Origin of the sequence: Pedobacter zeae (assembly GCF_014196715.1) — a bacterium.
GTDB lineage: Bacteria > Bacteroidota > Bacteroidia > Sphingobacteriales > Sphingobacteriaceae > Pedobacter > Pedobacter zeae.
The window spans coordinates 737,054-757,233 of the sequence record NZ_JACIEF010000003.1; the positions used below are offsets into that span (position 1 = coordinate 737,054).

The 20,180-nt window shown below is 42.7% G+C and carries 11 protein-coding genes; 4 read left to right on the forward strand and 7 right to left on the reverse strand.

Annotation, left to right across the window (positions count from 1 at the left end; genetic code table 11):
• Positions 1-5 precede the first annotated feature (5 nt).
• The 4 genes from GGQ60_RS16230 to GGQ60_RS16245 all read right to left on the reverse strand — a co-directional run bounded on the left by GGQ60_RS16230 (position 6) and on the right by GGQ60_RS16245 (position 9,267).
• Positions 6-3,473, reverse strand: a complete 3,468-nt coding sequence (locus tag GGQ60_RS16230; RefSeq protein WP_183766333.1) for a SusC/RagA family TonB-linked outer membrane protein — start codon at positions 3,471-3,473, stop codon at positions 6-8.
• Between the two features lie 272 nt (positions 3,474-3,745).
• The gene (locus tag GGQ60_RS16235) at positions 3,746-4,543 is read right to left on the reverse strand and encodes a DUF4397 domain-containing protein (RefSeq protein ID WP_167296035.1); all 798 of its coding nucleotides are present in this window, start codon (positions 4,541-4,543) and stop codon (positions 3,746-3,748) included.
• A 24-nt stretch (positions 4,544-4,567) separates the two neighbouring features.
• Positions 4,568-6,178 (reverse strand): SusD/RagB family nutrient-binding outer membrane lipoprotein, encoded by a 1,611-nt coding sequence (locus GGQ60_RS16240; RefSeq protein ID WP_229685135.1) that lies wholly within the window; start codon positions 6,176-6,178, stop codon positions 4,568-4,570.
• Positions 6,179-6,186: 8 nt separating this feature from the next.
• Positions 6,187-9,267: a SusC/RagA family TonB-linked outer membrane protein gene (locus GGQ60_RS16245; protein WP_183766335.1), complete on the reverse strand. Its 3,081-nt coding sequence runs from the start codon at positions 9,265-9,267 to the stop codon at positions 6,187-6,189.
• Between the two features lie 239 nt (positions 9,268-9,506).
• Between GGQ60_RS16245 and GGQ60_RS16250 the strand changes: the two genes are divergently transcribed.
• Entirely contained in the window at positions 9,507-10,253 is a 747-nt protein-coding gene (locus GGQ60_RS16250) for a DeoR/GlpR family DNA-binding transcription regulator (protein WP_183766337.1), read from the forward strand.
• 73 nt (positions 10,254-10,326) lie between these two features.
• Here the strand turns inward: GGQ60_RS16250 and GGQ60_RS16255 are convergent, their stop codons facing one another.
• The 3 genes from GGQ60_RS16255 to GGQ60_RS16265 all read right to left on the reverse strand — a co-directional run bounded on the left by GGQ60_RS16255 (position 10,327) and on the right by GGQ60_RS16265 (position 16,097).
• The gene (locus GGQ60_RS16255; protein ID WP_183766339.1) at positions 10,327-11,622 is read right to left on the reverse strand and encodes a RagB/SusD family nutrient uptake outer membrane protein; all 1,296 of its coding nucleotides are present in this window, start codon (positions 11,620-11,622) and stop codon (positions 10,327-10,329) included.
• A gap of 17 nt (positions 11,623-11,639) precedes the next feature.
• Positions 11,640-14,786, reverse strand: coding sequence for a SusC/RagA family TonB-linked outer membrane protein (locus tag GGQ60_RS16260; protein WP_183766341.1), 3,147 nt, complete (start codon positions 14,784-14,786; stop codon positions 11,640-11,642).
• A 114-nt stretch (positions 14,787-14,900) separates the two neighbouring features.
• Entirely contained in the window at positions 14,901-16,097 is a 1,197-nt protein-coding gene (locus GGQ60_RS16265; RefSeq protein ID WP_183766343.1) for an anhydro-N-acetylmuramic acid kinase, read from the reverse strand.
• A gap of 153 nt (positions 16,098-16,250) precedes the next feature.
• Here GGQ60_RS16265 and nagB point away from each other — a divergent pair, with 153 nt between their 5' ends.
• The 3 genes from nagB (at position 16,251) to GGQ60_RS16280 (ending at position 20,170) form a co-directional block, all read left to right on the forward strand.
• A complete protein-coding gene (nagB, locus tag GGQ60_RS16270; protein WP_183766346.1) occupies positions 16,251-18,176 on the forward strand; it encodes a glucosamine-6-phosphate deaminase in 1,926 nt (641 codons plus the stop codon).
• A gap of 175 nt (positions 18,177-18,351) precedes the next feature.
• Positions 18,352-18,858 carry a transposase gene (locus GGQ60_RS16275; protein ID WP_183766348.1) on the forward strand — a complete coding sequence of 169 codons (507 nt, stop codon included), beginning with the start codon at positions 18,352-18,354 and terminating at the stop codon, positions 18,856-18,858.
• A 151-nt stretch (positions 18,859-19,009) separates the two neighbouring features.
• Positions 19,010-20,170 carry an acyltransferase family protein gene (locus tag GGQ60_RS16280; RefSeq protein WP_183766350.1) on the forward strand — a complete coding sequence of 387 codons (1,161 nt, stop codon included), beginning with the start codon at positions 19,010-19,012 and terminating at the stop codon, positions 20,168-20,170.
• Positions 20,171-20,180: the final 10 nt, after the last annotated feature.

The window sequence follows — 20,180 nt, forward strand, 5'->3', positions numbered from 1 at the left end:
AATTTTTAAAAATTCAACTGAACACCAAATGAGACACTTTTAAAAGCAGGAATTCCGGTTCCTGTACGGCCGCTATTGTAATTTGATTGATCCCATACAGAATACCCGTTAACACTTTCCGGATCGATCGGCAAATCGCCTAAATGATCCCAGGTGAAGAAATTCTCGAGTGCAGTATATACCCTTAGCGAAGTGATACCCACTTTTTTGGTCAGTATTTGCGGGAAGGTATAACCAACGGTTAAATTTTTCAATCTTAAATATGCCATATTTAAGAGGTAACGATCCTGAACCTGCATGTTATTGGTGGTTCCGCTGGCTGCATTGTTGTAAGCTGCAGGATAAAACGCATCTGGTGTTTGCGGGGTCCAATAATTGCCGGCAATGGCTTCTGGCATGGCACCATCGGCTGAGTTAAATCCCGGGATGGCTAAAAATCCGGCACCCCAAATTTTGCGGCTTCCCACCCCCTGAAAAAATGCACTGATATCAACGCCTTTAAAATCGGCACCCAATCTAAAACCATACTCATAACTTGGGTTAGAATTTCCGATTACTTCTAAATCGCCGTGATTAGCCAGGGTACCATCGCCATTACTGATTTCTCCATCGCCATTTACATCGATGAATTTAACATCACCGGGACCGAATCTAAAAGTTGCCGCATTTTGTAAAAAAGGCTGATAAACCGGTTTTTCACCATTTGGACCGGGCTTTAGTTTATAAGCTTGCTTGCCGGCATTTAATTTACTCTCGGCATTGGTTAAGGTTATTAAAATCGGTTTGCCCGAACCATCAAGTTCGAAATCGCTCATTTGATATAACCTGTCTGTACGGTATCCCCAGATTTCGCCGATATCCTTACCATTGTAATTGCCGGTAACCTGTGTTCCGGAGCCATAAGCGGTTAACCGTGTTTTAGCATCAGAAATATTTCCTTTGAAATTAATGCCCAACCCATTTTTAAACCTATGGTTAAAGTCTAACGTTAATTCCCATCCTCGGGTTTGCAGCGCCCCAAAGTTACCTTGTGGTGCTCCTGCTCCAAAAGTAAAAGGAATACCCTCCTGAGGCACAATCATATTGTCGGTATTTCTTTGGAAAACATCAAGAGAAACATTTATCTTATTGTTTAACAAGGTTGCATCCATCCCTAAATTGGTTGTTACAATATCCTGCCATTGAATAGCTCCCTGAATTGCATTTGGCGTGCCTACAAAATTCACTTTGGCACCATTTGCTCCAATCCAGCTCGACTGTCCGCTTGGCATGATTGGGATGTACAAGTTGTTCGGCACTGTCTGATCACCGATCGAACCCCAGGAACCTCTGAACTTTAACTGATTTAAGATTGGTTTAGTCCAGGCCATAAAACGCTCCTCACTGGCTACCCAGCCTGCAGAAAATGAAGGGAACCATCTCCACTGCAGGTTAGTAGGAAATTTTGAAGAACCATCGTAGCGTAAATTAGCTTCGATAAGGTATTTGTTTTTATAGGCATAGTTGATACGGCCAAAATAACCCAATTGTGCCTCCCATTTTTTATCTGATCCTGCAATATCTATTCCGCCCGGGATAATACCCATTACCGCTGATGATGGAATTACGGTTTGTACACCGGTACCAAACCTAAACTGCGGATTATAAATATCGGCCAGATTGGTAATCTGCCCAAACTGCGACTCAGCAGTAGAAGCTACTCGGTTTAAACCTAAGATAAATTTAAAATCATGACCTTCTTCCAGGTTTAAGTTATAAGTGGTAAAGGCATTAATGGTATGGCTAAAAAAGTTCGTGGCAGATCTTGCATAATGATCGGGGCTCGAACCGGGTGTAGTGTACATATCCAATGATAAATCGTAAGCAGCCATGGCGCCCGCAGTTGTACTTGATACCACCTGCCCCTGATCGTTTACATAAACAGGTGCGCCACTTGCATCTAAACGTGCTTTAGGTGCTACCCATGAGTTTCTCGCGGTAAACCGTGTGCCTGGTCTTTTCCAGTCTTCGTTCTGGTTGGTAAAGGTATAATCAAAATCTACCTTCCAGTTTTTTAAGATATTAACCGTGGTACCTAAGTTTACGTTGGCATAATTTAATAAAATGTTGGCCGTATTTGCTGAAGCTACCTCGCTCTCGGGAGAGCGGATCATGTCTCCGTTTTCATCCCTGCCAAGAGGATACAACGAGCTCCACCGGTATAAATACAACCATGGATCGGCAGTAGTAGAACTGGTGGTATAGGCATACTGTTTATTTCTTCTGGAATAAAGTGCACCACCACGGATGGTAAGATACTTATTAATTTCGCTTGAGATTTTAAACGAAGCATTATAACGTGTAAAACGGTCTTCCTTAGCCGGCTTTAACATGCCACTCTGATCAAGCAGGCCTAGCCCTATGTTATACGATGTTTTCCCGCTTGTACCACCAACTGACAGGTTATGTTGTTGTGTAGGCGCCCATTCTTTGATCATATAATCGTAAGGGTCGTAAGTCCTCACCCCCATTTTAAGGTTAGCACCCTGCACATACCAGTCCCTTCCGAATACGGTAGGATCATCCGGGCCGATTGTACCACCATATTTTTCTTTCCAGGCCACTGCCTTTTCATAGCTTGCCCGGTCTACATAATAAAATGCACCAACCGGGGTGGTTATGCCTACACGCTCAGCAGCATCAACCGTATATTTCAAACCATTCACATCAGCCATTTTTAAATCTTTCCAAACGTTTTGGAATGAAAAGTTATTTGAATAATTGATGGACGGCTTATCGGAACCCGAACCTTGTTTAGTAGTGATTAATACCACACCAAAAGCAGCCTTAGCTCCATAAATTGAAGAAGCCGCCGCATCTTTCAAAATCGTGATCGAAGCAATATCATTAGGGTTCACCAATTGGATGCTCGGAATTTCGACATTGTCCACCAGAATTAACGGAGCACTTCCACCGGCAAAGGAGGCCAGTTGCCCCCTGATTTTGATGACCGGATCAGAACCGATTTCGCCACTTGGAACGGTTACGCTTAAACCCGATGCTGCTCCCTGAAGTGCCCTGCCTACATCGGCAATTGGCCTTCCTTCCAAGGTCTTTTTCACATCAATGGTAGAAACTGCACCTGTAAGATTGCCCTTGCGCTGGGTTCCATATCCCACCACCACTACATCATCCAACCCCTGTGCATCGGTTTTTAGGGTCACATTGATGGTTTTGGCAGTACCCACTGTTCTTTCGATGGTGATATAACCAATATACGAAAATACCAGTATACTGCCGTTTGCAGCACTAATGGAGTAGCTCCCGTCAGCGTTGGTTTGTGCAACAGTAGTGCTGCCCTTAACCCTCACAGAAACTCCTGGTACGGGTCCATCTTCTGATGTAACCTTACCTGTAATGGTGGTTTGTTGCGCAATGGCATGGCCCAGCAGCAAAAATACACCAAGAAAGATCAATAGTAATTTTTTTTTCATAAACACTAGTTAATGACTTTTGTTGTTAGTTTGGATCCATAAACACGCACAATACCGCATATATCTGGATTTTAAGTAAATATCATAATTGTTTTCCACTTATTTACAAATTTTTAAGCAGTTAATATTGTAATTAGTTTGATATTAATGCAAAAAGCCGCACAAAAGCGCAATTAAATAGGCTCTAATCTTATTTTAATGCAGTAAATTTTTAATAAAAAAAAACCGCCACTAAACGAGTGGCGGCTTAACTAAAACAAAAGAGACAAAAATTATCTGATCAGAAAGAAAGATACATATGGCCTCCGTGGCGCAGTGGTAATACCGCTATAGCCACTGGCAAAAATGGTATATACCCTCTGATTTAAAAACGTGCTTGCACTGGTGTAGTTGGCCAAAACAGTTGCGGTTGTTATCGCTGCTCCAGCCGGCCTGATTTTCCAGGTTTTTGATTGTGCCGACCTTAATTTAATCTCATTGGTAATATTCAAATAATTCACATTACCTGCTATTAGCGAATCTTTCGTATTATCAGTAGCACTGGTTCCATAATACAGATCTACCGACGGAACATTGGGCATCAGGTTAATAAACCTGTATTTACAATAAGCCGTATCTGGCCTAACGAAACTCTCTTCGGTTAGCACATTTTTGGTAAAGGCAGCAGTATCGGTAATGTGGGCAACATAGTTTTTGCCTGCCTGGATTTGGAAAGTGGTGCTGTAAAGCACCAGCGAATCCGTTCCGTCATCTTTCTTTTTTGGAAGAATAATGGAGAGTTTCAAATTCCCGGGGGTTACCGAAAGAAAATCGGCAGTAGAACTCCCCCCGGTGTTGTACCCGCCACCAGGAAAGGGGGTGCGGGCGGTAATCACATTACTTACCCTTTTATCGTTAATTTTAATGGCTATTGCTCTATTGTTGTAATAATAGGACGCATAATTTATTTTCAACAAAGCCTGATCGCTGGTTAGCTTTTCAGTTTCACCATAATCGAGTACATTTTTGGTGCAACCTGTTAATGCCGATGCAATAAACAGACCCACAACTAAATAAGAAAATATTTTCATTTTGATATTTTTAAATTAATAAAATTATGGCTGGCTGAACCAGGTTTCTTTAGTCATATAATCGGGTTCTAAACCTCCCCACTTCCGGAGCTCCTCGGCATTCCATACGTACTCGGAATTATAGCGGGGCCTGAAACGGTAAGCATATTTACCGCCCAATAGAAGATCTGCCGTAGGAATCTGATAAAACTGCCTGAAAACATTTGCGTCGTAATGGTATTTCCGAAGGTCGGTCCACTGCTCTAAACCGGCCCAGCCCCATTGTGCAATGTATTTTTGCCCCATAATATCGGCCAGGGTTAAGGTTGCTTCGCTTTGTGCCACTTCTGTAGAAGCCAGGTAAGCATTGATCTCAGCATCGGTAATCAGCGGATCGGGGGTTTTCGAAGAACGGCCATACGTATTGCAAAAAACCATATGCCCGGATATACCCGCTTTATATGCAGTATAAGCTTCTGCTGTTTTTCCCTGCAAAAACAAGGCTTCAGCTTTTGCAAACTGTAATTGCGAATAGGTCATAATCGGGTACCTGGCTGCATCGGCAAAAATATATTTTCCATTATAGATAGTAGCACCTGTGGGAATTGACCCGAAAACGATCGGAAGACCCGATGTACTGCTGCCCTGGGTGGGAACCCCGGCAATGTACCTGCCCAAAGTAGCCGTTGCCGTACTTGCAGGCAACATTCTGCTTAAACGCGGATCGAGCGAACTTGTTGGATTAACTGCAGGTGTTCCCTTTACTCCACCGGCAAGATAATTTAAGATGGTAGTCGAAATTCTTCCATAATAGGTAGAAGTTGTACCTGAAGTGTTAATATATCCCAAAGTTGGCCCAAAAGGATTGGTATCATCCTGACTTGCCGCCGAAAAATAAACCGTTGCCGATTCGGCCTCGTTAGCAAAAGATAAGTTGGTGTATTTTACCACACTATCCGCATACCTGGTTTTAAACTCCGGTTTATTGATTAAATGGCTATATTGCAAAGCATAAATGGCATATATGAATTTTCTCCACTTCGCCATATCCCCCTTGTAAATGCCGTCACCGGTAACACTGGCCAATTGCGTAGCATAGTTAAGCGGACTTTTCATGGTTGAATATTTTAGCGATTGTTCGCAATAGAAACGCACCTTTGCATACACCTCCGGCTGATCATGGTAAGGAAATTTTAACAAGCCAGGTGTAAAGGCCTCATCCAAAATAATCGGACCATGCAGATCTGTTGTTTGCTGATAGGCCCAGGCTTTAATGGCATAACCTATAGCAGCATATTCGTATTTTTGATTGGTTACGGCATCATTAATCAAATTCTCCAGGTTCAAACCCAGATCGACATAAGTCATCCTCCAAATTACGCCCCCGTTATCACTGTTGGACACAAAAGAGTGCTTTTCAGGATAAAGTGAAGCAATATCGGTAGAGGCACCGATCATATTCTGCGTAAACTTCCAAAGCAAACGGTAATCCTGCGAAGTTCCATTCGTCATCTGAAATAAAATCGGCGGAAGCAACAACTCTGCCTTACTGGTTTGAGGCACGGCAGGATTGGTATTGATGTCGAGGTATTTTTTACAGCCCCCTGCCATTAATAATATTGCTGCAGCAATATATAGTTTATATAATCTTTTCATGTTATTCGCTATAATTTAACCCTAAATCCTAAATTGAAACCGATTGGTTTACCTACGTTACCGTAATCGATACCATAACCACCAATACCGCCTACACCCGGCGAGTTCGAGTTACTCTCCGGATCGCCACCAGAATAATTGGTAATCAAAACAGAATCGGTCACCGTAAAAAAGGCTCCAAAGCTTTGGATAAAACCGATACGTTTAACCAATGATGGCGGAAAATCGTAAGCCAAAGTAACATCTCTTAAACGAAGCGTATTAATGTTCTTTTCTACAAACATTTCTGGAGCAACATTTAAAGAATAGTAGTTAGAAGCATAATAAGGCGTTACAGCAATCGTATTAACCGTTGGATTTGCCGTATTCTGCAAACCATCGTTCAGCACACCGGTAATAATCCTCGGCACTTCCCTATCCAATGTTTTTAAACTGATTCCTTTTCGGTATGATTCATATTCGGTACCGTTAACCACATCGCCACCATACCTGAAATCCCATAAGAAAGAAAGGTTAAAACCCTTATAACTAAACCTGTTTACAAAACCTAAAGTGAATTTCGGATTCCTGTCGCCGATAGGATAAAATTGGGTATCGGTAACTGATGGCAAACCTGATGATGGATTGATCAGAATATCGCCCCTATCATTCCGGGCAAACCTGGTCCCGCTGATTGCTCCTGTACTGTACCCCGGATGAACTGCACTCCTAACGTCGCCAACTATCCAGGTATCCGATTCGTAAAGCTCAGGAAGTTGATTGGCCAGCGATAATACTACCCCACGGTTACGGGTAAAATTTAAAGTAGTGTTCCAGCTAAAGTCTTTTCCTTTGATCGGGTTACCGGTTAATTGCACCTCGATACCACGGTTACGTACCGTACCACCATTCATCATTTCTAAAACGAAACCTGTACCATAACTTAAACGTGGATTAATGATCTGGTCTTTACTCAACAGGTTGTAATAGTTAAAATCCAGCCCAATGCGGTTTTTGAGGAACTGCATCTCGGTACCGATCTCAAAATTTTCTGATACCTCTGGTTTTAAATCCGGGTTACCCCCATAGTACGAATAGGCATAACCACCCCCTGTAAATCTTTTGGCCTCGTAGTTGGTTCCGGTAGAATACTCTCTCCACGGTTCTTTACCCGTTAAAGCATAAGAAGCCCTTAACTTACCATAATCCAACCAGGGCAAAGCTTTTTTAACACCGGCCAGATCGGTAAAATTAAAAGCCAAACTGGCTGACGGATAGGCAAAATACGGATTATTAGGCATCAGGCGCGAGGCACCGTCGACCCTGCCCGATAACGTCAGGTACAATAAAGTTTTATAACCCAAAATGGCCTGGGCAAAAGCACCTACCGTACGGTAACGGTTTACATAGGTTAAGGTGCGCTGTGTAGAAGGCAAGGTATTGTTGATGCTGTAAAAATTGGGATCATACATATTCGTTCCGCGCTGAGAATCAGTAGTGGAATTGTAATCATTAAATGTTGCTCCAATTACATAAGTATTATTAAAATCGCCAAATTTATGTTTAGCCGTAGCGGTTAAGGAGCCGTTAAATACTTTGGCCAGCTGGCCGTAAGTCATTACAGTACCACCTGTTGGGGCGGCAGCCGACCCTGAACCGCGGTAAGATTGCGCATGATATACCGATAGCCCCTTGGTACTGGCAACATCAGCCCCGACGATACCATTAATACGCAGCCATTTTAAAGGCGTTAGTTCCACGTTTGTATTGGCAATTATACGGTTAACTTTATCGTTATTTACGTTTTTAACTACATCCCAAAGGGGGTTATCGAACTCCGAATAAATACTGGCCAGGTGTAAAATCCGGTTTCCATTGGCGTCCTCATAATCCTTAACGTTATAGGCAGAACTAAAACGCATCAATTGAAGCAGCGTGCCATTTGTTCCCTTATTGGCTTTATCGTTATTGGAATTGATGTAATTGAAGGTAGTGGTGAGCTTTAAAACCGGCGAAATGGTACCAACCGCGGTTACCCTCGAGGAAATCCTGGTATAACGCGTGGTAGGAATCGTTCCTTTCGTATCGGTATATTCATTAGACCACCGGTAAGAGAATTTATCGGTTCCGCCCTCAAATGATAAATTGTGTTTTTGCGTAAAACCCGTTTCAAAAAAATTGTGAATGTTATCGTAAAGCGGTGTATTTGGCAGAAATGCAGGGCCAAAAAAGTTAGATGAACCGCCATCGTAAACACCATTAGAAGCACCGGTATTGTACTTGGTCTGTATTTCCGGAAATTTATTCAACTGCTCTATCCTAAACGAGTTACTGTAATTAATACTCCCCCGTCCGGCTTTACCTTTTTTTGTTGTAATTAAAATGGCTCCACTGGCACCTGCACTTCCGTATAAAGCGGTAGCTTCCGGGCCTTTCATAATCACATAACTTTCAATATCGTTGGGATTGATATCCATCCCCCTGTTCGAATAATCCTGATCTCTGTTTGCTGCACCTGTTACCAGCTCCCTGGTCTGGTTTAATGTACTGTTATTGATCGGAACACCATCTACCACAATCAATGCATTGTTATCGCCACTAATCGATACAAAGCCGCGTAATACAATCTGTGCAGAAGCGCCCGGGTTTCCGTTGGTACTGTTGATCGATAAACCCGGAACCCGCCCCTGAAGGCCACCAAAAAAATCGTTCCGCTGTGTTTCTGCCACTTCTGCTCCCGAAACTTTTGGAGTAGAATAACCCAGCGATTTAACGTCACGGTCAATCCCGTAAGCAGTTACCACCACCTCGTTAAGTGTACTGGCATCGGCCTGAAGGGTAACATTAATAACTGTATTAGCGCCTACAGGCCGCTCAACAGTTTTATAACCTACATACGAAAATACCAGTACATCGTTTTTTGATGCCCGGATGGAATAACTTCCGCTGTTGTTACTTTGTGAGACTGTGGTACTTCCCTTTACCCGGATGGAGACACCGGGAACGGGCCCGTCAGCAGCGCTGACTTTACCGGTAACAGTTATCTGCTGGGCAAAAATTTGGGCAGACAGCATGATACCGATAAAACTAAAAAGTAGTTTTTTCATCATAATTAGTCAGTAAGAATTTAGTTACAGGTTGTTGTTTGTTTCTGGACAGCCAAAACACGCAAATTCACGCAGTTTTGTTGTTGGTTAGGTAAATATGCTGAATAAATTTGACAATAAAAACAAATAAAGACAATTTTATTCTCCTGGCAAACAATATTTTATTGCAACAACACGCAAAAACACGCAAAATTTAAAAAATCTAAAAATCTTTTATACTTTAGCTTAAAACCAAACATCTTATGCTGAAAAAAGAACGCCATGACTTCATTATGCGGCAGATCAATTTACACAACCGTGTATTAACGTCAGACCTCGTGCAGCTACTCAACGTCTCAGAAGATACCATTCGAAGGGATTTACAGGAACTCGTTGATGAAAACCTTTTATACAAGGTACATGGAGGTGCTTTATCCAAATCGTATCACAGTTCTTTTGATGATAGTACGGTGTATGCCCGCGATAGCAAAATTGCTATTGGTAAAAAAGCTGTCCGGCTGATAAAAGATGGCATGGTGGTTTTAACGGGCGGCGGAACAACGATTCTGGAATTTGTAAAGCGGCTTCCACAGGGGTTATCGGCCACTTTTTTTACCATTAGCCCGTTGGTGGCTGTAGAACTGGCCAAATACAACAATATTGAAGTGATTTTGATCGGCGGGTTATTCTCCAAAAACTCACAGGTTACCTATGGCGGACAGGTAATTACGCAGCTATCGGAAATAAAGGCCGATTTATGCCTGATGGGCACCAGTGCAATCCACCCGGACGAAGGCCTGACAGATACCTATTGGGAAATTAACCAGCTTAAAAAGGCCATGCTGGCCTGTGCAAAAAAAACAGCGGTACTTTGCATTTCCGAGAAATTGGATATCGCTCTACGGTTAAGGGTTTGCCCGATAGAAAGCATCAGCTACCTGATTACTGAGCTGGATGCAGAACACGAATCGCTTTCGCGCTACCGCGAAAAGGAGCTGAATATTTTATAATCCGGTAGGATTATATTGGCAAACACCATAAAAAACAGTTCCGAAAATTTCCGGAACCGTTTTTATCAACCTGCTAAAATGTTGGATCGGCAGGCGTATTGGTGTTGTTATCACGTTCCTGGAAAGGATAAGGGAAAAAGTTCCGTTTCCGGTCGGTTATTGGCTGGTTAAACCTCCTCATATCCTCAATTTTTAAACCTGATGCATATAGCTCAATCGAGCGGTGTTTGTAAATCAGATCGAGCAACTGTTGTTGCGTATAAGGGCCAACCAATGGCGGTAATGCCGCCGCTACCCCAAAAAGATCGGAGGTTTTGGTTACCACTTTGTTCAGCTCAATAAGCGAATTGGTTAGATCGGGTTGGCGGGCCAGCACTTCTGCCTTAATTAAAATGATCTCGCCGGGCAGGTAAATCGGAAACGGGCTTGCCGTTGCGGCCGCAAAACCATTCATACGCAGGGTAGCCGGATTGCCTGCCATTAAGGTATAAAAAGGGATCCTTTTATCGGCCGCATCGGGAACATTTGCCCCCGTAAGCCCCAGGTTTGCATTTACAGGCTGAAAAACATTATTGGATGAAATAATGCTGAACAGGATGTTAGGCGAAGTCGTATCGAACTTAAAAAACGATGCCTTGGTTAAGTCAACAGCATTTGCCTCCGTTAAAGCCAGTGTGTAATTGCCAGAAAACAGTGCGTACCTTGCCTTTAGTGCATGTATGGTATTTACAATACTTACATCGGCAGGCACATTGCTTAAAAAGCTGGCCGAAATTGGATTGGCAGCAATAACGGTCAGGGCATTATCCAAAACGGCAATAGCTTTGGCAAATCCTGCAGCACGTGTAATGTAGGCCACGTTTTTCCCTGTGCCATCAGGAATTTTTTCCCAGTATTGTGCCATATTGCCGATTGCAAGGGCTTTAAATATACTCGAATAAGCGATCAATCCTGCTGCGTAGCCTTTATCTCCCAAATTATTGGCATTGCTGATTACCAGGTCTGCATCGTACACAATCTTATTGGCGCTTGCCCAAAGGTTAAACAAAATGGTATTTGTCCCGTCAACCGCACTGCCCCCTGTACTCAGCTGTAATTCAGGGATGTTTCCGGAATTGAGCAATCTAAATTCGTTGGTCACAAAGCCATTTGCGGCTATAGAAGTGAACATTACCCCCGTTCTGCTCAGGCTATATACGCGTTGCAAACCAATGGCCACGGCAGTTAAGCCCTGCTGCGAACCTAAAGCCACATCGGTTTTTGCCCGTGATGGATCCTGATATTCTTTCGTACACGACGCTAAGCACAGTGTTAACAAAAATGCGAATGAGACTATTTTTGCCGAAATATGATTTCTTAAAATTTTCATAAAAATTTCTTTAGCGATTATAATTTAACTTGCAAACCCAAACTAAAAGTGCGAGGAATAGGCACCGAACCAAAATCTATGTTCCTCAGGATGGTCGATTGTCCACCCGAATTTAATTCCGGGTCGTAGCCTTTGTAATTATCCCACGAGAAGAGGTTCCTTCCGCTTACCGACACGGTAAGATCCCTTAAAAATTTGAGTTTACCCACATTGTAGCTTAACGAAATCTCCCTTAGCTTAACAAAAGATCCATCATCTATCCGCCATTCTTCAATAGCGTAAACTCCTGCCACATAACCCCTTGGCAGCTGCCCCATCTGCTCCTGCTCGGCCACCTTACCATTTCCAACACCCTGGCGGGTACGCCAGTCGGCATTCCAGACATCACCGCCCTGAACGGCATCAAACTGTACATGTAAACTTAGTTTTTTATAGGTAAAATCGTTCACAAACGACATGTTATAATCCGGATTCGGATTACCGATTACTTTACGCAGCGTGGTTCCTGTTGGCATGCCGTTCGCATCGCGCTGCGGCGTAAAGGTAGTAGCAGAGTTCTGAATTCCTTTCTCTATCTGAGGGATACCGGCGGCGTTGGTTAACAAACTGCCATCTGGGTTCCGGGCAAAAAAAGTTCCGTAGAAAACACCGATCGCTTCGCCATTAATAATGGCCACTGGAGCACCAGGGTTTGTACTGAACAGTCTTAAACCGCCTACATTTAATGCCTTATTCCTGTTTCTGTTGAACACTACCGCCGTATTCCATTTAAAATCTTTAGCATTAACAGGCGTTCCGTTCAGCACCAGCTCAATACCCTTGTTCCTTAACGAACCAATATTATCGAGCAGGCTGGAAAACCCGGTTGATGGAGCCTGTACACTGGCAATCAGCAGATCGCTAACTTTCTTATTGTACCAGTTAAACTGCAGGCCCAGCCTGTTTTTAAAGAATGACAGGTCAGTTCCCAGCTCCAGTTCGCGCTGGCGCTCGGGTTTAACATTTTCGTTTGCTAAGGTAGCGCTTGAAAAAAGCGAGGCCCTGCCCAGAAACGATTGTGTAGAATAAGCATTAATCCTGTCGTAAGCCCCGATACCGGTTAAATTGCCTGATTCGCCATAAGCTGCCCTGATTTTAAAAGCATCCCACCAACCGGAAACACCTAATTTTTTCCAGTAATCGGCTGAAGAAAGCACATAACTTACACTTCCCTTTAAATATTCCTGTGTACGGTTGGCTGCTCCAAAAACAGAAGACTGATCTACCCGCAAGGCTCCGGTAACAAACAAATGATCTTTGTATTTAAAGTTCTGTTGAATATAGCCCCCGCTAACCGAAAGTTCGGTACGGCCATCAATACTTGGCAATTGTGTTGCAGCCGCATTTACCGTTTCGATCAATGGTGCCAACCCCCTTCCGTTCACGAGTTGATACCTGGTTTTTTCATACTGGAACGAATAACCCAGCTGTGTTGTTGATGAAATCAAAGGCGATATTTTTGCCTGGTAAGTGGCATTAAACTCGTTGTTAAACTGGAAGGCATTGTTTGTTGCCGCACTGGCATAGCCGTTCAGTGTGCCGTCTAAAGCAGCCCCACCTCCATAAAAATCGGGATTTACATTATAGGCAAATGGAGGGATATAAGTTGAACCACTCTGACCCGAGTTATCAACACCCAAAGTAAAGTCTAATGTCAGGTTTTTTACCGGGTATAACTTTAAATTGGCATTGGCAATAATGCGGTTGGTTTCCTGTCGCTGTTTAATATCTTCGATAACCGAAACCGGGTTTACCCTGCCGCGCTCGCCCACTGCGAGTAAATTACCATTAGCATCCCGTGCAAAAATATCGTGAAAGTTACCAATGATGGTTACCGAGTTCATTGGGGAGAAGAATGAGTTTCCATCCGGCTTTTCGTTGGCAGAACTGCGGATATAATTTAACCCGGCACTCAGTTTTGCCCATTCGGTAATTTTCTGATCGATATTTGCCCTGAAATTGTAGCGTGTAAAGTCGGTATTTTTAATAATCCCCTGGTTACTGAAATAAGCCGCTGAGGTATAATATTTTGTGTTTTCGTTACCACCTGAAACAGAAATGGTATTATCGGTACCTGTAGCCGGCCGGAAGATATAATCCTGGTAGTTGTAACGGGTTACCGGTGTAGTATTGGTGAGCAAAGCCGGTGGATCGCCTGCGGTTTGGATCACGTCCTGTGTGAAAGAATTAACCGACCCTCCAAATTTCACCGGCGATTGGTTAACTTCGATCTCCTTACGTAAATGACTTAAAATTAAGCTGGTGCTAAAATTAACCTGTGCTGCACCGCTTACTCCTTTTTTGGTAAAAATCTGGATTACCCCAGAATTTGCCCTCGAACCGTAAATGGCCGCAGCGGCTGCTCCGTTTAAAACCTCGATCCGTTCAATATCTGCCGGATTAATATCCACCATTCTATTTTGGCCGATACTGCCAACCTGGGTACCATTATTAACATTATCGTAGTTGGATGAGGTATTGGTAACCCTTGTGGTCGAATTGTTTACGATTACCCCATCAATAATGTAAAGTGGCTCTGATGATGAGTTTACCGAACTGATTCCCCTTAAACGAACCGACAAACCACCAGCAGGATCGCCCGAATTCTGACTGATCTGTGCACCGGCGGTTTTACCCTGCAGCGAGGAGAGTACGTTGCCGCTCGGTGCCTTATTCAGGTCGTCGCCTTTAACGGTGCTCACATAACTTCCCAGTTCTTTCCTCGTGGTGCCCTGCGATGTTCCGGTAACAATTACCTCATCCAATCCAACAGCATCGGCATTTAGGGCAGCACTTAAAGCCACCTGATCGCTGCTGCCAAGATCAAGAGCCTGTACTTTACTTTTGTAACCCACGTAAGAAAACTGGACCTGGTATTTACCCGGGATCAGATCAACCGCAAAGGTATAGCCTCCGTTACTATTGGTACTGGTTGCTAAACTCGTGTTGAGGATTTTAACCACAACGCCCGGAATAGCTTCGTTATTGGCGGCATCGGTCACTTTTCCGCTAATGTTATAACGCTTGTTCTGTGCCTGTACCGTTCCCGAAAACAGGAGCAACAGAAATGGGATCAACAAAATTGCAAAAAATCCTGTCGACCATTTGAGGTAACTTTTTTCCATAAAATTTGGTTTTGTGTTAGAAGCTTAGTGTTAAAACAAATTTAACAAAATACCGCACAAAGAATATTGAAAGCTTATAAAGTTGAAATTAATGCTTCATTCCGGATTCGAGATTTACTCCGGCAAGCTAATTTTTCCCATGCAAACAGAAGGCACACCTTGCCGGTTGCCAAAATCGATCGGTTCTCCGCATAAGGTCTCATTCGCCAAAACCGCAAATAAAACAGCCTCTTTTGCATCAGGATTAATGTTTAAATCGTCAGTGGTAAGGAATCTGCACAAAGGCAGCCTGGTTCGGAGCAGCTGAACAAGCAACGGATTGTGCATACCGCCACCACTCATAAAAACCTGTGCTTTAGCCTCATCCCCAAAACAACGTTTTATCGCATGTACAATGGTTTCTGCCGAAAAATGGCATAGAGTAGCCATTACCTCCTCTTTGCTGAGGTTTGTGGTTGAAGATTTTTCCTGAGCCTTAGTTAAATATTCCAGGTTAAATAGTTCCGGCCCTGTGGTTTTAGGGAAATCCAGGTCAAAAAAATCGCATTCCAGCAAAGCCGACAGGAGTTTGGAATTCGAATGGCCATTCAATGCAACCGCAGCATCTTTGTCATAAAACCGGTTAAAATACTTTTGCATGTACTGGTCCATCAGGGTATTGCCAGGCCCCACATCCGTCGAAAAAACTTCGCTGGCCTCCATATTTGCCGGTAAGTAAGTGAAATTTGCGATACCACCAATATTCAACATTACCCGGTTCTCGCCAGCCTCCGAAAACATTAAGTAATCGCCATATACAGCTAAAGGAGCGCCTTCGCCGCCCGCTGCCAAATGTTTCTGCCGAAAATCAGAAAGGGTAATAATCCCTGTTTTAACCGCAATATGGTCTCCATCACCAATCTGTAATGTGCCATTAGGATAGTCAGCCAACTGGTGCAAAGATTTTGGTGCGTGGAAAATGGTTTGTCCGTGGCTGGCAATAAAATCTATATCCCCGTTCTTATATCCCCATTCTTTTAAGGCTTCATTGATCAGTTGAGCATGAACATTTGCAATGTGCTCATTCATCAGGCAAACCAATTGTAAATCGACCTCTTTTTTAGAAAAAATCGCCTTTATTTTTGCCCTGAAATCTGCTGTATAATCGCCGGTTTTAAATTTTAAAAGCCTGACATCAGTTTCTGCACCGCTTTTTTTAACCGAACACAGGGCAATATCCAGGCCATCCATAGAAGTTCCACTCATCAATCCGATAATTAAACGTTCTGACTTGCCTGCTTTGGAGTATAACTTTTGGATCTGCCTGTTCATATTCATTTTTTAGATTAAATGGATCAAACGTTTGTCTGCCCCCATAATTGAATTTTATGTAAATACTTGCGATAAATGTAAATAACCTTTGGTAGAAATTGGGCATAACTCTCTATATTTACTGCTCCGTACATTAAAATCCATATAAAAAAAATGGCTAGATTAAATTTACTGGAGGAGACACGTTTCGAAAAATTACCCGTAAGCGTGTTCGAAAATCCAAAAGTTGCTTCAATTAATGTGGCACATCGCATTGCCGAGCTCATTAAATCAAAACAAGCAAACAACGCACCTGCAGTACTGGGCTTAGCAACAGGTGTTACCCCAATTGCAGTTTATGCCGAACTGGTTAGACTGCACAAAGAAGAGGGCTTAAGTTTTAAAAACGTAATTACTTTTAACCTGGATGAATACTATCCGATGGCGCCAACCTCGGCACAGAGTTACGTTACGTTTATGAACGAAAACCTTTTCAATCATATCGATATCGATAGAAAAAATGTTCACATCCCTGACGGAACGCTAGAACTGGAAGACATTCCGGCTTTTTGCCTGGAATATGAGAAGAAAATCGGCGATCTTGGTGGTCTTGATATCCAGATTTTAGGAATCGGCCGTACCGGTCACATCGGATTTAACGAGCCGGGCTCCGCACCAAATTCCGGTACCCGTTTAGTAACCTTAGATGATTTAACACGCCGTGATGCTGCACGCGATTTCGGAGGAAAAAGCTTTGTGCCAACCAAAGCCATCACCATGGGTATTGGCACCATTTTTAAAGCAAGGGAAATTATATTGATGGCCTGGAGCCGTAAAAAAGCTTCGATCATTAAAAAAGCGGTTGAAGGCGAAATTTCGGGAGAAGTACCGGCAACCTACCTGCAGCTTTCTGACCATGTAGAGTTTATCCTCGATGTACCTGCAGCTTCAGAACTGACCCGTTTTGATACCCCTTGGCTGGTTAAAGATTGTGTCTGGACCGATGCCCTGATCCGTAAAGCGGTAATCTGGTTGGCCAACACCCTTAAAAAACCGATCTTAAAATTAACAGAAGACGATTATAATAACAATGGTATGGCGCAGCTGGCTACCGAAAAAGGGCCGGTTTACAACATCAATATCCATATTTTTAATAAATTACAGCATACCATTACCGGATGGCCGGGAGGGAAACCAAATGCCGACGATTCTCAACGTCCGGAAAGGGCCGAACCGGCAAGAAAACGTGTAATTATCTTCTCCCCACACCCTGATGATGATGTAATTTCGATGGGTGGAACTTTCCTGCGCCTTGTTGATCAGAAACACGACGTACACGTGGCCTACCAAACTTCGGGAAATACAGCCGTTTGGGACGATGATGCCCTTCGTTTTGTGGAGTTCAACGTAGATTTTACCGAAAAAATGGGTATGGATAATACGCAATTAAAGGAGCTTTATAACAAAATGAGAGCCTTTATTGAGCAGAAAAAACCAAACCAGGTTGATACACCGGAAATTCAAACCGTTAAGGGATTGATCAGAAAGGGTGAAGCCATTGCCGGGGCAAGGTATTGCGGCCTTGAAGATGACCATATCCATTTTCAGGCGCTTCCATTTTACGAAAGTGGCAAGGTACAGAAAAACCCGGTAACGGATGCGGATATCGAACTTACCATAGAACTTTTGCAAAAAGTGAAACCTCATCAGGTTTACGCTGCCGGCGATTTTGAAGATCCTCACGGCACGCATATCGTTTGCTTCAATATTATTTTAGAAGCTTTAAAACGCCTGCGCAAAACCGAAGCCTGGGCGCAAGATTGCTGGTTATGGATGTACCGCGGTGCCTGGCATGAATTTGAAACCTACGAAATCGAAATGGCGGTCCCAATTTCGCCGCAAGAGCTGGAGCGCAAGAGAAATGCGATCTTTAAACACCAAAGTCAAAAAGACAAAGCTGTTTTCCCTGGCGACGATTCAAGAGAGTTCTGGCAACGGGCTGAAGACCGTAACCGTGATACGGCAAAAGCTTATGATGAGCTCGGGCTGGCAGAGTACGAAGCAATGGAAGCGTTTGTCCGCTGGAAATTTGAAGACTAGTTTTAAAATAAATCAAACCTGCTTTGTTCGCTCAAAGCAGGTTTTTTTGGCTAGCCTCCGAAGTCTAAAAAGCCCAGGATGTGGCAAGACTTCGGAGGTTTAACATTCAAAAAATATACTTATATTTCAATAAAATTAGCCATCCCTATTACACAATTATTCAAACCATTAGAATATGAAAATAGAGGAAGGTTGCCGCTATCACATTTACAACAGAGGAAACAATAAGGGTAAAATCTTTTTTGACGATAGAAATTATCATTTCTTCTTAATGCAGTTCAAAAAATATATTATTCCATATGTAGATATTTTTGCTTACTGCTTAATGCCAAATCACTTTCATTTTTTCATCAGGGTAAACGATAAATTCAATTTCGAAAAAGGAATTAAAAACATGCTTATTTCTTACGTTAAAGCAATAAACCTAAGTTACAATAGAGTTGGAGGCTTGTTTCAAGGGAGGTATAAAGTAAAAAAAGTTGATTCTGAAGCTTATTATACGAGAATCATAACTTATATTCATCAAAACCCATGCGTTTCAAAACTAGTTGAGAAAATGGAAGATTATAAATATTCTTCCTTTAATTCTTATCTATCTAACAAGCCAACTTTAATCAATAGGTCAGAAGTTTTAGAATGGTTCGGAGGACTATCAGGATTTATATCCGATCATAAAATCTAAAGGCCCTGACTAACTTCCGAAGTACAACCTGCCCATTGGCCTTTGAGACTTCAGAAGTTTCTCACACCGCCTCCTTCCTCCAACTTCTTATTTATTTCTCATTCTAAAAACAATACTCTAAATTAGTTTACTGAACCCAAACAAGCTAACCATGACCCAACCAAAACAACGATTGCTATCGCTCGATTTTTTTAGAGGATTAACCGTAGCCGCGATGATCTTAGTGAACAATCCGGGAAGTTGGGGCCATATTTACGCCCCTTTAGAGCATGCCGAATGGAATGGGTGTACACCTACTGACCTGATTTTCCCATTCTTTTTATGGATAGTGGGTGTATCAATCGCATTTGCCATGAGCAGCAGCAAAGCAGATCCGGCTACTCATCAAAAAACAATTATCAAGGCGGTTAAAAGGGGCATCATACTTTACTTCCTCGGTTTTTTTCTCGCTATTTTTGGCAAAATCATCAGTGCCATTATGGACCATAAATCCATTTGGGAAGCTTTCCAAACCGTGAGGTTATTAGGTGTTTTACAGAGAATAGGCATCGTATTTATTATTAGCAGCATTATTTTCATTAAAGCTTCCACTAAAACGATATTCAAAACACTGATTGTAATACTTACCGTTTATTGGGCATTAATGACATTTATTCCCGTACCGGGCATAGGTTATCCAAACCTGGAAAAAGAAACCAATTTGGCAGCATGGATCGATCGCGGCATCTTAACCGAAGCACATACCTGGGCCTCCTCCAAAACATGGGATCCCGAAGGAATTTTAAGCACATTACCGGCGATAGGCACTTGCCTTTTTGGCATTTTGGTTGGCGTTTGGATGCGCAGAAAAGATATAGACAATCCAACCAAAGTAGCCTGGTTATTTACTGCAGGTACTGCCGCAGTTATTTTGGGTTTACTTTGGGATTTACAGTTCCCCATCAACAAATCATTATGGACGAGTTCTTATGTACTCTACACAGGTGGATTGGCATCAATAGGATTGGCCATTTGTTACTGGATTATCGATGTTCATGGTTACAAAAAATTTACCACTCCTTTTGTTGTTTATGGAGTTAACGCCATCACAGTCTTTTTCCAGGCAGGTTTAATGCCACGGGTATTAAATCTGATCCGGATTACTAAACCCGACGGTAGTAAAACCGGATTATTGGTGCGCTTTTATGAAACGTGTTACAGTCCGTTTTTTAGTCCAATAAATGCCTCATTAGTTTGGGCCTTAACTTACGTGCTGGGTTTTTATGTATTATTGTATTTGATGTATAAAAAGAACATTATTATTAAGGTTTAGTAAATTTACG

What these genes read in the sequence shown, in the direction of transcription:
- GGQ60_RS16230 (WP_183766333.1), bottom strand. Translation starts at nt 3,473, where the DNA reads ATGAAAAAAAAATTACTATTGATCTTTCTTGGTGTATTTTTGCTGCTG.
- GGQ60_RS16235 (WP_167296035.1), bottom strand. Translation starts at nt 4,543, where the DNA reads ATGAAAATATTTTCTTATTTAGTTGTGGGTCTGTTTATTGCATCGGCA.
- GGQ60_RS16240 (WP_229685135.1), bottom strand. Translation starts at nt 6,178, where the DNA reads ATGAAAAGATTATATAAACTATATATTGCTGCAGCAATATTATTAATG.
- GGQ60_RS16245 (WP_183766335.1), bottom strand. Translation starts at nt 9,267, where the DNA reads ATGATGAAAAAACTACTTTTTAGTTTTATCGGTATCATGCTGTCTGCC.
- GGQ60_RS16250 (WP_183766337.1), top strand. Translation starts at nt 9,507, where the DNA reads ATGCTGAAAAAAGAACGCCATGACTTCATTATGCGGCAGATCAATTTA.
- GGQ60_RS16255 (WP_183766339.1), bottom strand. Translation starts at nt 11,622, where the DNA reads ATGAAAATTTTAAGAAATCATATTTCGGCAAAAATAGTCTCATTCGCA.
- GGQ60_RS16260 (WP_183766341.1), bottom strand. Translation starts at nt 14,786, where the DNA reads ATGGAAAAAAGTTACCTCAAATGGTCGACAGGATTTTTTGCAATTTTG.
- GGQ60_RS16265 (WP_183766343.1), bottom strand. Translation starts at nt 16,097, where the DNA reads ATGAACAGGCAGATCCAAAAGTTATACTCCAAAGCAGGCAAGTCAGAA.
- nagB (WP_183766346.1), top strand. Translation starts at nt 16,251, where the DNA reads ATGGCTAGATTAAATTTACTGGAGGAGACACGTTTCGAAAAATTACCC.
- GGQ60_RS16275 (WP_183766348.1), top strand. Translation starts at nt 18,352, where the DNA reads ATGAAAATAGAGGAAGGTTGCCGCTATCACATTTACAACAGAGGAAAC.
- GGQ60_RS16280 (WP_183766350.1), top strand. Translation starts at nt 19,010, where the DNA reads ATGACCCAACCAAAACAACGATTGCTATCGCTCGATTTTTTTAGAGGA.